Genomic DNA, 13792 nt, shown 5'->3' on the forward strand with positions numbered 1-13792 from the left:
ATGTCAATTAGAGTAAATAATATAGCAATGAATATAGAAGAGGACATGAGTACTTTAAAAAATAAGGTATCCAAAAAGCTAAAAATATCTATTGAAGACATAAAAGAATTTAAAATTTTAAAGGAATCTATAGATGCCAGAAAAAAGGATAATATAAAATTCAATTATGCAGTAGAAGTGATTTGTGATAATGAAGAAAAGATTGTAAAAAGATCTAATGATAAGGATGTTAAGCTTGAAGATGCAGTTATAGAAGAATTTAAGCTTGGAAATAAAAAAATGAAGCATAGACCTATTATCGTTGGAATGGGGCCTGCAGGCATGTTTGCAGGTCTTTTGATGGCCCAAAAAGGATATAGACCTCTAATAATAGAGCGAGGAGAAAAAGTTGAGGATAGAACAGAGACGGTAAATAGGTTTTGGAGTACAGGGGAACTTAACTTGGAATCAAATGTTCAGTTTGGTGAAGGTGGTGCAGGAACTTTTTCTGATGGAAAGCTTACTACTAGAATTAAGGATAATAGATGCGATTTTGTCCTTGAGGAGTTTGTAAATAGTGGAGCACCTAGTGAAATTATTTATAGTGGAAAACCCCATATTGGGACAGATATTCTAAAGAATGTTGTTAAAAATATAAGACAAAGAATTATAGACCTTGGAGGAGAAATAAGATTTAATTCTAGGTTTGAAGACATAGTTATAAAAGATAACTATATAAAAAGTGTTGTGGTAAATGGAGAAGAAATTCCTTGTGACAATTTAATACTGGCAATAGGCCATAGTTCAAGAGATACTTATGAAATGCTCTATAAAAGAGGGGTTTTTATGGCACCTAAGGCTTTTGCAATAGGTGTAAGAGTAGAACATTCTCAAAATATGATTAATACAAACCAATATGGAAAATATGCTAATCACCCTAGACTTAAAGCTGCAGATTATAGACTTTCATATACAACCCAAGCCACAGGTAGAGCGGTATATAGTTTTTGTATGTGTCCTGGTGGTGAAGTAGTTGCTGCTGCTTCAGAAGAAGGAATGTTAGTAACTAATGGAATGAGCTATTACGATAGAGATAAAGATAATGCTAATGCAGCTATAGTAGTTACTGTAGGAGAAGATGATTTTGAAGGAAATACTCCTTTAAAAGGAATGGAATTTCAAAGATATTATGAAAAATTAGCTTATACTGTAGGTGGCGGTGGATATAAGGCGCCTATTCAATTAGTAGGTGATTTTTTAGAGGATAGAACAACAACAAGGTTAGGAGCAATAAAACCTACATATAATCCAGGCTATGAATTTAAAGATTTAAAAGAATGTCTTCCTAGGTATGTAACTCAATCACTAAAAGAAGGATTAATCAATTTTGATAGAAAGATAAAGGGCTTTGCAACTAGTGATGCTGTTTTAACTGGTATCGAAACAAGAACTTCTGCGCCGGTAAAAATTACGAGAAATGAAAATTTACAAAGTATTAATGTAAAAGGTTTATATCCTTCTGGAGAGGGTGCAGGATTTGCTGGAGGAATAATATCTGCAGCAGTTGATGGTATAAAAAGTGCAGAAAGCATAATGAAAGAATATTGTCCATTAGATTAGAAATATGATGAAGGGTACAGGATTTATAAAGATTCCTGTACCTTTTTTAGCTAATTACTTACTATTGTTACTATATGTAAATTGTAATATAATATTGTAGTATAAGTAGTGTAAATGAAGAATTTTGTACTTATATAACAATTATAAATAAACATACATATAATGTGATTGAAGTTAATTAAATTGTATCTAATAAACAAAAAGAGAGGTATCACTATGCAGAGAATGTTTGGAACAGATGGAGTTAGAGGTATTGCAAATAAGGAATTAACAGCAGAGTTAGCATATAAATTAGGAAGATCAGGAGCCTATGTTTTAACAGAGGGAACTCATAAACCAAAAATACTTGTAGGTATGGACACAAGAATATCAGGAGATATGCTTGAAAATGCATTGGTTTCAGGGATACTATCTGTGGGAGCAGAAGCAGTTTGTGTAGGTGTTATACCAACCCCAGCAGTAGCTCATTTAACGAGAAAGTATGGAGCAGATGCAGGTGTTGTAATATCAGCATCACACAATCCAGTGGAGTATAATGGAATAAAGTTTTTTAATAGTCAGGGATATAAGCTATCTGATGAATTAGAAGATAAAATACAGAGTGTTATAGAAAACAATTTTGAAGGAGTTTCGCTCCCAACAGGAGGAGAAATAGGTAGAAAAATAGAGGAAGCAGGAGAAGCCGTTGGAGATTATGTTGAATTTGCAAAGTCAACTATAGACATTGATTTAAAGGGTTTAAAAGTAGCATTAGATTGTGCAAATGGTGCTGCTTATATAACTGCAGTAAAGGCATTTAAAGAACTTGGAGCAGAGGTTTATGTTATAAACAATGACCCAGATGGAATAAATATAAATAAAAATTGCGGCTCAACTCATCCAGAGGAATTAATGGATTATGTAGTGAAAAAAGGCTGTGATTTAGGTCTAGCCTTTGATGGTGATGCAGATAGATGTTTAGCTGTAGATGAGAAAGGGAAACTAATAAATGGCGATTTTATAATGGCTATTATGGGTAAATACTTTAAGGATCAAGGCAAATTAGACAAGAATGTAGTAGTAGTAACTGTTATGAGTAACCTAGGGCTAAATATAGCACTAGATAAACAAAATATAGGAACAGTTAAAACTAAAGTTGGAGATAGATATGTTCTTGAGGAAATGGTTAAGGAAGGATATAAACTAGGTGGAGAACAATCCGGACATATTATAATGATTGACTATAACACTACTGGTGATGGTCTTGTTACAGGACTACAATTATCAGCTATAGTAAAAAAGAGCCGTAAGACTTTATCAGAACTTGCATCAATGATGAAGGAACTTCCACAGATTTTAGTTAATGCTACCGTTCCAAATAGCAAGAAAAATATACACAATGAAGATGAAGAAATAGTAACAGAGATAAAAAAGATAGAAGAAAAATTAAATGGATGTGGAAGAGTCCTAATAAGACCTTCAGGGACTGAACCATTAGTTAGAGTAATGCTTGAAGGTGAAGTTCAAAGTGAACTTGATGAAATGGCCCACAGTTTAGCAGAACTTATTGAAAAAAAAGCAAATAATTAAGAGAAGTGTATGAAAAGGCATGGGGAGTATCTCATGTCTTTTTTTTATGCAGTTAATCTAAGTTTATCCGATGACTAACCGCTCTAATACTCCCATCTTCTTCAAAAGTGTACGTTGCGAGCGGATATGTCCCTGGATTCGTTCAACTAAGAATCAGATGGGGTTTTAAACCCCATCTGATTCAAGTTTCCATTTGATAAGAAAAGAATATATTTAGATTGTATTAGAAGGATGGATTATATTTCAACATATATAAGAGAATATAAAGTAGGTTTTAATATATTGTTGTAATTTTAAATTTGTCATTGAAAACGTATCTCAACTTTGAACTTGTTCAAATTGAAATAGAGGCTTGTATACCTTATCATAATAACTGTAGACGAAATAATATTAAGTTACTTGAGAAAATATATTTAATAATTAAGGAGGTCTAGCTATGCAATATGTTTCAAATCAACAAAAATCATCAGCAAAAGAAAAGATTCAAAGATTTGGTAATTTTTTAAGTAGTATGGTAATACCGAACATTGGTGCATTTATTGCTTGGGGCTTAATAACAGCTTTATTTATACCAACTGGGTGGATGCCAAATGAATATTTAGCAAAATTAGTAGGACCAATGATAACATACATGTTACCACTGTTAATTGGTTTCCAGGGTGGTAAGCTTGTATATGATACAAGAGGTGGTGTAGTTGGTGCAGTAGCAACAGCAGGTATTATAATTGGCTCTTCAATTCCTATGTTCTTAGGTGCAATGATAATGGGGCCTGTAGGTGGATATATTATTAAAAAATTTGACAAAGTTATTGAAGGTAAGGTTCCAGCAGGTTTTGAAATGTTAGTTAATAATTTTTCAGCTGGTATAGTAGGAGTTATTTTATCATTACTTTCTTTCACTGTTATCGAACCTGTAGTTGGTGGAATATCTACTGGCTTAGGAAGTGCTGCTACAGCAATAACTAATATGGGACTACTGCCTGTAATCGCTGTAATAGTAGAACCTGCAAAAATACTATTTTTAAATAATGCAATAAACCATGGGGTATTCTCTCCATTAGGTATTCAACAAGTACAGGATTTAGGTAAATCAATATTCTTCTTACTTGAATCTAATCCAGGTCCAGGACTTGGAGTGCTTTTAGCTTATATGCTATATAGTAAGGGATCAGCTAAACAATCTGCACCGGGTGCTGTTATAATACACTTCCTTGGTGGAATACATGAAATATACTTCCCTTATGTTTTAATGAAGCCTCTTTTAATATTAGCTGTTATAGCTGGTGGAGTAGCTGCAGATTTAACCTTTGTTCTAACTAATGCGGGATTAGTTGCTACACCTTCACCAGGAAGTATAATTGCTCTCATGGCTATGGCTCCAAAGGGTGGTCAGTTACCTGTATTAGCAGGGGTTGTTGTTGGTGCAGCAGTATCATTCCTAGTTGCAGCAGTTATTATTAAGAGAAGTCCTAATAGCGAAGAAAGCTCAGATGATTTAGTAGAAGCTCAAACTAAAATGAAACAAATGAAAGCTGAAAGTAAAGGTAAGAATGATAGTGAAGCTAAGAATATTGATAAGTCTGATATCAAATTAATAGTTTTTGCTTGTGATGCTGGTATGGGATCGTCAGCAATGGGAGAGACTATACTCAGAAAAGCATTAAAGGATGCGGGAATAAACGATATCACAGTAAAACATTCTCCAGTAGATAGTGTACCTTCTGAAGTTGATGTGGTATTTACGCAAGAAAATTTATATGAAAGAGCTAAAAAATCAGCTGCAAACGCTCATATAATAACTGTAAAGAATTTCTTAGATCGCTCAAGATATGATCAGTTTATAAATGAATTAAAAAAATAGATTAGTAAGCTAGGTGAGTATAATGGATAATTTAACTCCTAGACAACAGTTTATATTAAGTAAAGTATTAAATGAAGGCCCTTTTAACATAAAGGGCCTGGACAAACAACTTGATATAAGCACAAGGACTATTTTAAGGGAAATTTCTTCTATTAATAAGTATCTAAAAAAATACAATGTAAGCATATATAATGATGAAGATATGAATCTTATAATTTCTGGTAATAAGGAAGGGATAGAGGAAATTAAAGTATCTCTTAATTCAGTTCCAATTCAATGGTTGTTTAGTAAAGAGCAAAGACAAATAGTAATTGGTTGTGAATTGTTGACTGCAAAGGAACCTTTAAAAGCTTCTTACTTTGGTCATAAATTTAATGTAGTAATGGGAAGTATAAGTCTTGATTTAGATAGCATTGGAAAGATATTTGTTACTAAAAACTTATGTTTAATTAGAAAGAGAACTCATGGTATAAGTGTTGAGGGGTCTGAATGGAATAAAAGAAATGCTTTAGTAGAATTACTTTTCAACTTTAAGCCCTTTGAAGAGTTAGTAGGATTTCTCTATGATGAAAAGATTGATCAAACAGTTAACTCACTTTTCAATATAGTATTTGGAACTCAGATTATAAGTATGGTAAAAGCTATATTAAATGAACCAGAGCTTAGCTGTTTTAAGGCAAATGATGTAAAATATTTTAGTCTATTCCTACAAATACTTTTAGCTATAAAAAAGACTGAAAATTATGATAACTTATCCTTGCCGGACAAGATTAAAGATGAAATATCATCATTAGAAGACTATAAAAAAATAAAAGTTCTTGATGAAATGTTAAGAGAAAATGGTGTAAATTTACCGGATGATGAATTAGCCTATTTGTGCTTACACTTAGGAGATTATAGATATCTATTAAACAAAAATAATAATTTTACAGAGCCAGACATTGACTTTCGAGATATGGCAATAGAAATCATCTCAGAAGTATCGAAAAAAATGAAGATTGATATTTCAAAGGATACTCAACTGATAAAAGATTTATCACAGCATATTAGGCAATCATTTTATATGTTAAACCTAGGAATAAAGGTTATTAATCCATTAATTAATGAAATACAAGAACATTACCCTAAATTGTATAAGGTTATAAATAAAACCTGTAGGTTAATATTTTCAAGGTATAATCTTAAAATTCCACCTGAAGAGGTGGGTTATATAACCATGCATATAGATGTTGCGATGCAAAGGCAGCAGGCTATTTTAAGAAAAATAAAGGTGCTTATTGTATGTCCAGGAGGAATAGGCACTGCAAGAATATTATGTAGCAAGATACAATCACTTTTTCCTGACATAGGTAGCCTTACTGTAGGCTCATTAAATGACGTAAGTCCTAAAAGTGATAATGATAAATATGATTTAATTTTATCAACTGTACCTATAAGTTTAAAAAACTATAGTAACACACTTCAGGTATCTCCTTTTGTGACTAAGAATGATATAGAAAAAATAAATGACTTCATATTTAACTTTAAAGTTGCTAATCAGGAGATGTTTATGAATTCAACCTATGAATCAAATTCTGAAAATATTACAGATGATGAGTATGAATTAGTGAATACTATGCTTAAAAATTTTGAACTGAAAAAAACAAAAGTTAACTCTTTTGTTGATTTAATAGACTTTATTGTAGATGACATTTACAACATTAATGTTACTAATAATAAAGAAGTAATAAGAGATCTTATATTTAAAAGAGAAGAGAAGGGAAATGTAGTTGTTCCAGGAACAAATATAGCATTAATACACACTAGAAGTGATGAAATGTTTACTCCTTTCGTAGGGGTATATCGTATAGAGAAACCTCTGCGTATGGAAAGTATAGGTTTTACAACTGAAGATGTAGATACTTTTATTGTAATAATTGCACGTAGTAATGAAAGCAATTATATACTCCAAAGCTTAGGAAAAATAAGTATTGCATTAATTGAAAAAGAAGAATTTATTGAAGTATTAAAATTAGGTAGTGTGACAGAAATTAGAAATTATTTAGTAGAAATTATTGATAAATTGGAGGAAGATTAAAATGGCAAAAGAAGTTTTATGTAAAGAAAATATTGTATTAAATGTTGATAGAGAATCTAAGGAAAAGGCTATAGAGAGAGTTGGCAGGATGTTAGTTTCCAGAGGATATGTAAATGAAAATTATATAGAAGGTATGATGGCTAGAGAAAACGAAGTTACGACATATATGGGAAATGGAATTGCTATCCCTCATGGAATGAATGAATATAAGAAACAAATAATAGAATCTGGGATTACTATAGCACAATATCCTAATGGAGTTGATTTCGGTGATGGTAATATCGCCTATATAGTAATAGGTATTGCTGGAAAAGGTGATGATCATATAGAAATATTATCAAAAATAGCTTTAACAATTCAGTATGAAGCAAATGTTGAAAGACTTAAAAATGCAAAAACTCCTGAAGAAATTATAGAAATAATAGAAGAAGGTGAAATGTAAATGAAAGCTATTCATTTTGGTGCTGGAAATATAGGAAGAGGTTTTATCGGATATTTGTTATCGAAATCAGGATATGAGGTTACTTTTGTAGATATTGCAGATTCTTTAGTAGATGCAATTAATAAATATAAGGAATATACGGTTATAACGTTAAATACTTCAGCAGTTAAAGAAAAAGTAAGAAACGTAAATGCAATTCATCTGAAAAATGTAGAAGAGTTAAAAAATGCGGTAAGGGATGCTGATCTAATTACTACATCCATAGGGGCTAATAATTTAAAGAGTACTGGTAGTTTGCTAAGAGAATTGCTAAAGGAAAGGATGGCAAGCAGTACAAAAAAACTTGATATAATTGCTTGTGAAAATGCATTATTCGCTACTAGTATGCTTAAAGAGGCAATAATGGAAAATTCAAATTCAGAATTTACAGAATATTTGGAAAATAATGTAGGGTTTCCTAATAGTGCAGTAGATAGAATTGTACCTAATGTAAATATTGAAAAAGAACTACCGATTGATGTTGCAGTTGAGGATTTTTATGAATGGGACATAGAAAAAGGAGCTATTAAAATTAATAATAATATACAGGGTGCAGAATTTGTTGATAACTTAGAGCCTTACCTTGAAAGAAAGCTATTTTTACTTAATGGAGCACACGCTACAATAGCATATTTAGGATATCTTAAAGGATATAAATTTATACATGAGGCAATAAATGATGAATTTATAAGAAATACTGTTATAGATTTTCACTTAGAGGCAGTGAATGCATTAAGTATCAAGCATAAAATAAGTGTACAAGCACTGAAGGACTATTCTAAAAAGTTAATAGGCAGATTTGAAAATGCTTATTTGCAGGACGAGCTATTCCGTGTAGGACGAGATCCAATGAGAAAGTTATCATTTAACGATAGATTAATTACTCCATTAAGAATATGTAATGAATTAGATATAGAGCCTAAAAACATACTCTGTGGTATAGGTGCTGGATTTTTATTTAACTATATAGATGATGATAAAGCACAGGAAATCCAAAATAGAATAAAAAATAATGGGATTAAAAATGCAATTTCCGTTGTATCAGGTTTAGCTGAAGATGATTCTTTAGTTAGCAAAATAGCGGATAAATATGAAGAATTAAAGAACTTATTAGTTAGTTAACTAATCATTTTGAAGGGGAATTAATCCAATTTCCCTTCATTTATATGTGTTATATACTAAAAATTATCATATTCAATTTTAAATTAAGAAAAATAAATATAATAAGTGATCACATGCACAAATTATTTGACTTGTAATATAATATAAAATATAATGTTATGGAAGCTTGTAGCCGAAGTATTTATTGCACGCAAATTTGAAATTTTAGAAAGGAGTGAGCAGTGAAGAGAGATTTAGTACTGAATTAAAATTAAATATTTAATTTATAGTTTAAAGCGCTAGAGGTTAAGAAAATCTCAGGTTTAGAGATACTTAACTTGACGAGGGTGGGGAGTATCGAAGTTTTCAGCGGATGCCCCACGGTATGAGTACTACCGTTAAAGACTGACAAACCTAAAAAGTGATTTTTAGAACAAATTCAGTTGGGTACTCTTGCACAAGCTTCCTTTAATAAAAGGCGTGTAGGATGATTACAATAATAAATAATTAGATTGAAAGGAAGATTAATATGTGTGGAATAGTAGGATATTTAGGAAAGAAAAAAGCAGTGTCAATTCTGATAGAGGGATTAAGTAAACTTGAATATAGAGGATATGATTCAGCAGGAATAGCACTAATAGAAGATGGGGTTGTAAAAGTTCAAAAGCGTAAAGGTAGACTTGCTAACCTTGGAGAAACACTTAAAGATACCGAACTTAATTCAAAAATAGGAATTGGACATACTAGATGGGCTACACATGGAGAGCCATCAGATTTAAATTCACATCCTCATGTAAATGGAGATGGTACAATAGCAGTAGTTCATAATGGAATTATTGAAAACTATATTGTATTAAAAGAATGGTTAGTATCAGAAGGATATAAGTTTGTGTCAGAGACAGATACAGAAGTTATACCTCATCTTGTTGATTACTACTACAATGGAAACCTTGAGGATGCGGTTATAAAAGCAACTCAAAAGATGGAAGGTAGTTATGCATTAGGAGTTATTTCAGAAAAAGAGCCAGGCAAAATTGTAGCAGTAAGAAAAGACAGTCCACTAATAGTAGGGGTTGGAGAAAATGAAGGCTTTATAGCATCCGATATTCCAGCAGTTTTAAATCATACGAGAGACGTGTATTTATTGGAAGATAAAGAATATGTAGTAATTACAGAAGATGGAATAAAGATTATGAACTCTAAAAAAGAGGAAATTAAGAAGGAAATATTCCACGTTACATGGGATGTAGATGCTGCGGAAAAAGGTGGATATGAGCATTTCATGTTGAAAGAAATACACGAACAACCTAAGGCAATTAAAGATACTTTAACTTCTAGAATAGTTAAAGGAGAAAAAATAAAATTAGACAGTATAAGTCTTACAAAAGAACAGTTGGAGAATATAGATAGAATCTATATAGTAGCATGTGGAACAGCGTATCACTCAGGTGTTGTTGGAAAATATGTAATTGAAAGATTAGCAAAAGTACCAGTTGAGATTGATATTGCTTCTGAATTTAGATATAGAAATCCACTTATAAATGAAAGAACACTTATGATAGCAATAAGCCAATCCGGTGAAACGGCTGATACTTTAGGAGCACTTAGATTAGCAAAAGAAAAGGGTGCAAGAATTATTGCTATAACAAATGTAGTTGGAAGTTCAATATCAAGAGAAGCAGATGATGTACTTTATACATGGGCAGGACCAGAAATAGCAGTAGCATCAACTAAAGCATATACAACAATGCTAATAGCATTATATATAATCTCATTATACATGGCTGAAATCAAAGGAACTGTAAAACAAAGTGAAATAGAAAAAGTAAAAGATGGACTACTAAATCTTTCAGAAAAAACAGTAGAAATATTAAATAATACTGAAAAAATAAAGAACTTTGTTGAAAAAGTATATGATCAAAGAGATGTATACTATTTAGGAAGAGGCTTAGACTACGCAATCGCAATGGAAGGTTCCCTAAAGCTAAAGGAAATATCATATATTCACTCAGAAGCTTATGCTGGTGGAGAACTTAAACATGGAACAATAGCGTTGATAGAAGAAGGAACAACAGTAATAGCACTTGCAACTCAAGAAGACTTATTTGAAAAGATGGTAAGTAACATTAAAGAAGTAAAAACAAGAGGAGCAAATGTGTTAGGAATTGCAATGGAAGGACATGACTATATAGAGAAAACTGTAGATGAAGCAGTTTATATTCCAAGAGTTATGCCAATACTTGCACCAGTGTTATCAGTTATACCGCTACAAGTTTTAGCTTACTATACAGCAGTTAGAAAAGGCTGTGACGTAGATAAGCCAAGAAACTTAGCAAAATCAGTTACTGTTGAATAATTATATATAACTGGGGTTATAAATGTGACGTTGCTTAAAAAAGTCTTAAACTGTTTAAAAAACTTTTAAACTAGCACGAGATAGATTTTCTAAAAAAGTCTTAAAATATAGAGACAAATTAAATATCTATGTAGTGATGTTTATAAATATTCATAAAGTAAAAAGTCAGATTAAACTAAGGTATAAATTAGTTTAATCTGACTTTTGTTTTATGGTTAAAGTATAAATAAACTAAAGTAAAAAGATATTATAACCTATAGGCCTAAAATAAGGCATAAGCTATTAATTACTTTGACCCTATAATCAATATATTTATTTCATTGAATACAGTATTTAATATTTGATAATAATAGAAGTTATATTGAGTTAAGTTTTAGGAAATGGAGTGAAATTAGATGTCTGAAGATTTAGAAGTAATTTTAATAACTATAGGTGGGGGGAATCGCAATGGGAGTTATAGCATTTGTATTCATAAAAATTATGATTAATACAATTAAGCATACAAATTGAAAAGATGTGTGGGTTATATCACTAATTATAATTAATATTGGCATCGAATTATAATTAATAATGACAAAGATTATAAGTATCTTCTATAATAATGAAGAAGGAGAATCCTCTGATGATGGGGGGACTTCTTCTTTTATTTTGTTTACTATTAAGATTTAAATATAAAAAATTAAGGGAATTTAGTTTATGGAGGCATTTGCATTAAATCCATATTATGGTGAGATGCATTCTAAAACAGAAGGTATCAGAGATATATTTACAGATGTCATTGCAGGACAAATTAAAGAAATAGACATTCCGGATGTAGTAATTAAAAATGAAACCGGAAATCGGAAATGTACCTGTAGAGATTGATTTTTGTAATATCCAAACCACTATTTTGTTATCTATGGATATTTTAGGATATCAGAGAAATTTAAAGCAATTTTGAAATAAATTAATAGTAGTTTAGGATAAAGCACATATAAAGTCGTATATGAAGAAAGAAAGGTTGAAAACATATTTGATGGTATTATATACTATATTATATAATTTAGGTGAGTATTAAATCTGTATTAGATAATTGTAAAGGGGGAAAAATATGAGCACAATTCATTTTTTAAATGTAAAACAAGGTGATTGCACTTGGATAAGGCACAATTCAGGCAACATAACTGTTATTGATGTAAACAATGCGCAAAAGGTACAAGCTGAGAAAAGCTATGGAAGTATTGTGGAATCTGCAGAATATAAAGCTATTCAAGGAAATTATAACAGAAAAGCGTATCCTGTAAACCCTATAGAATATCTCAGTAAGCTTGGAGTTTCTAGTGTATTTAGGTTTGTAGTAACACATCCAGATATGGACCATATGGGAGGGATAAAAGAGTTTTTTAATACCTTTAAAGTTACAAATTTATGGGATACAAATAATAATAAAGAAATAGGCAGCTTTGAAGGAAGCCCTTATTCAGAAGATGATTGGAATTTTTATAAACAATTAAGAGATGATACAAATAATGATTTAACAAGGCTTACTCTTTATTCAGGGGCAAGAGGTAAGTTTTATAATATAAATGAAAATGATGAATCTGGTGGAGATGGATTATATATATTAGCTCCAACAGAAGATCTTGTGAAAGAAGCTAATGAAAAAAAGGATTACAATGATTGTTCATATGTTATTTTATACCGTACTGGTAATGGGAAAAAGATAGTATTTGGTGGAGATTCTGATAATAAGACGTGGGAACACATACTAAATACTTATAAAGACGATGTAACAGATGTTGATATCTTAATCGCTCCACATCATGGAAGAGATTCTGGAAGAAGCTATGAATTTTTGGATGTTTTAAAACCTAAGATGACTTACTTTGGTAATGCAAAATGTGAACATTTGGCCTATGATGCATGGAATAATAGAGGACTTCCTAAGATAACTAATAATCAAGCTGATTGTATTATAACTGATATAGTAGGAGATACAATTAATATTTATGCTACTTATGAAACTTTTGCAAAGGGCTATAATGAACACACTTATTATGATAGTAATTTTAAAGCATGGTTTTTGTGCTCAATATAAGGAGGGGAGCTTATGGCAGAAAATAAAAATTTAAAGGATTATGATAAGCAATTAGTAACCTTTTTCATTGTAAATATTGTTATATTCTTGTGTTTTGTTATAAATAAAAATATTAGCATTGATGCTTTAAATCAAGGATATAAGAATATTAATTTAAGTGAGGGTATAATAGCTGGTGGGGCAGGCTCTATTGCTGTATTTATATTAAGAGGAATATTATCAACTAATTTTAAAGCAATTTTGGTATTTTGGCGTATAAAAAATCCATTGCCAGGTTGCAGGATCTTCACGGAAATAGGTAAAAAGGATTGTAGAATTGATTTTGATGCTTTAGAGAATGAACATGGAGAATTGCCTAAAGATCCACAGGAACAGAATGTTTTATGGTACAGACTTTCACAAAAGCATAAGGATGAGGAAATGGTACATAAATCACATCGAGACTTCTTATTTTCAAGAGATTTAACGGCATTATCCTTTTTATTTCTTATATTTTATTCAGCTGCAGCTATTTTTGTAAGTAGAGATTTAAAAAGCATATGGTATTACTTGATGCTTTTGGTTCTTCAATATGTAATTTTTTCCATAGTAAGCCGTAATTATGGAGTACGTTTTGCTTGCAATGTATTAGCTAAAGAATCATCAAGCTTAAAATAAAATGTAAACTACAT

General features: G+C 31.0%; 10 protein-coding genes. All 10 read left to right on the plus strand.

Features of this window, described 5'->3' with window-relative positions; translation table 11 throughout:
* The 10 genes from CLMAG_RS01275 (at position 1) to CLMAG_RS01315 (ending at position 13778) form a co-directional block, all read left to right on the plus strand.
* Positions 1-1599 carry an NAD(P)/FAD-dependent oxidoreductase gene (locus CLMAG_RS01275; RefSeq protein WP_066616791.1) on the plus strand — a complete coding sequence of 533 codons (1599 nt, stop codon included), beginning with the start codon at positions 1-3 and terminating at the stop codon, positions 1597-1599.
* A gap of 216 nt (positions 1600-1815) precedes the next feature.
* Positions 1816-3168: a phosphoglucosamine mutase gene (glmM, locus tag CLMAG_RS01280; RefSeq protein WP_066616793.1), complete on the plus strand. Its 1353-nt coding sequence runs from the start codon at positions 1816-1818 to the stop codon at positions 3166-3168.
* 436 nt (positions 3169-3604) lie between these two features.
* Positions 3605-5029, plus strand: a complete 1425-nt coding sequence (locus CLMAG_RS01285) for a PTS mannitol transporter subunit IIBC (RefSeq protein WP_066616795.1) — start codon at positions 3605-3607, stop codon at positions 5027-5029.
* Positions 5030-5051: 22 nt separating this feature from the next.
* Complete coding sequence (locus CLMAG_RS01290; RefSeq protein ID WP_066616797.1) at positions 5052-7106, plus strand: BglG family transcription antiterminator; 2055 nt, start codon at positions 5052-5054, stop codon at positions 7104-7106.
* Between the two features lies 1 nt (position 7107).
* The gene (locus CLMAG_RS01295; RefSeq protein WP_066616799.1) at positions 7108-7548 is read left to right on the plus strand and encodes a PTS mannitol transporter subunit IIA; all 441 of its coding nucleotides are present in this window, start codon (positions 7108-7110) and stop codon (positions 7546-7548) included.
* Positions 7549-8709: a mannitol-1-phosphate 5-dehydrogenase gene (locus CLMAG_RS01300; protein ID WP_066616802.1), complete on the plus strand. Its 1161-nt coding sequence runs from the start codon at positions 7549-7551 to the stop codon at positions 8707-8709.
* 508 nt (positions 8710-9217) lie between these two features.
* Positions 9218-11044, plus strand: a complete 1827-nt coding sequence (glmS, locus tag CLMAG_RS01305; protein ID WP_066616805.1) for a glutamine--fructose-6-phosphate transaminase (isomerizing) — start codon at positions 9218-9220, stop codon at positions 11042-11044.
* A 696-nt stretch (positions 11045-11740) separates the two neighbouring features.
* Entirely contained in the window at positions 11741-11908 is a 168-nt protein-coding gene (locus CLMAG_RS32180) for a hypothetical protein (RefSeq protein WP_161486910.1), read from the plus strand.
* A gap of 226 nt (positions 11909-12134) precedes the next feature.
* Complete coding sequence (locus CLMAG_RS01310; protein WP_066616808.1) at positions 12135-13121, plus strand: ComEC/Rec2 family competence protein; 987 nt, start codon at positions 12135-12137, stop codon at positions 13119-13121.
* A gap of 12 nt (positions 13122-13133) precedes the next feature.
* Positions 13134-13778 carry a hypothetical protein gene (locus CLMAG_RS01315; RefSeq protein WP_066616810.1) on the plus strand — a complete coding sequence of 215 codons (645 nt, stop codon included), beginning with the start codon at positions 13134-13136 and terminating at the stop codon, positions 13776-13778.
* Positions 13779-13792: the final 14 nt, after the last annotated feature.

Origin of the sequence: Clostridium magnum DSM 2767, from assembly GCF_001623875.1 — a bacterium.
Taxonomy (GTDB): Bacteria; Bacillota; Clostridia; order Clostridiales; family Clostridiaceae; genus Clostridium_AM; species Clostridium_AM magnum.

Excerpts from the sequence above, each read along its gene's own strand:
- CLMAG_RS01275 (WP_066616791.1), top strand. The coding sequence starts at position 1 with ATGTCAATTAGAGTAAATAATATAGCAATGAATATAGAAGAGGACATG.
- CLMAG_RS01285 (WP_066616795.1), top strand. The coding sequence starts at position 3,605 with ATGCAATATGTTTCAAATCAACAAAAATCATCAGCAAAAGAAAAGATT.
- CLMAG_RS01315 (WP_066616810.1), top strand. The coding sequence starts at position 13,134 with ATGGCAGAAAATAAAAATTTAAAGGATTATGATAAGCAATTAGTAACC.
- glmS (WP_066616805.1), top strand. The coding sequence starts at position 9,218 with ATGTGTGGAATAGTAGGATATTTAGGAAAGAAAAAAGCAGTGTCAATT.
- CLMAG_RS01300 (WP_066616802.1), top strand. The coding sequence starts at position 7,549 with ATGAAAGCTATTCATTTTGGTGCTGGAAATATAGGAAGAGGTTTTATC.
- CLMAG_RS01295 (WP_066616799.1), top strand. The coding sequence starts at position 7,108 with ATGGCAAAAGAAGTTTTATGTAAAGAAAATATTGTATTAAATGTTGAT.
- glmM (WP_066616793.1), top strand. The coding sequence starts at position 1,816 with ATGCAGAGAATGTTTGGAACAGATGGAGTTAGAGGTATTGCAAATAAG.
- CLMAG_RS01310 (WP_066616808.1), top strand. The coding sequence starts at position 12,135 with ATGAGCACAATTCATTTTTTAAATGTAAAACAAGGTGATTGCACTTGG.
- CLMAG_RS01290 (WP_066616797.1), top strand. The coding sequence starts at position 5,052 with ATGGATAATTTAACTCCTAGACAACAGTTTATATTAAGTAAAGTATTA.
- CLMAG_RS32180 (WP_161486910.1), top strand. The coding sequence starts at position 11,741 with ATGGAGGCATTTGCATTAAATCCATATTATGGTGAGATGCATTCTAAA.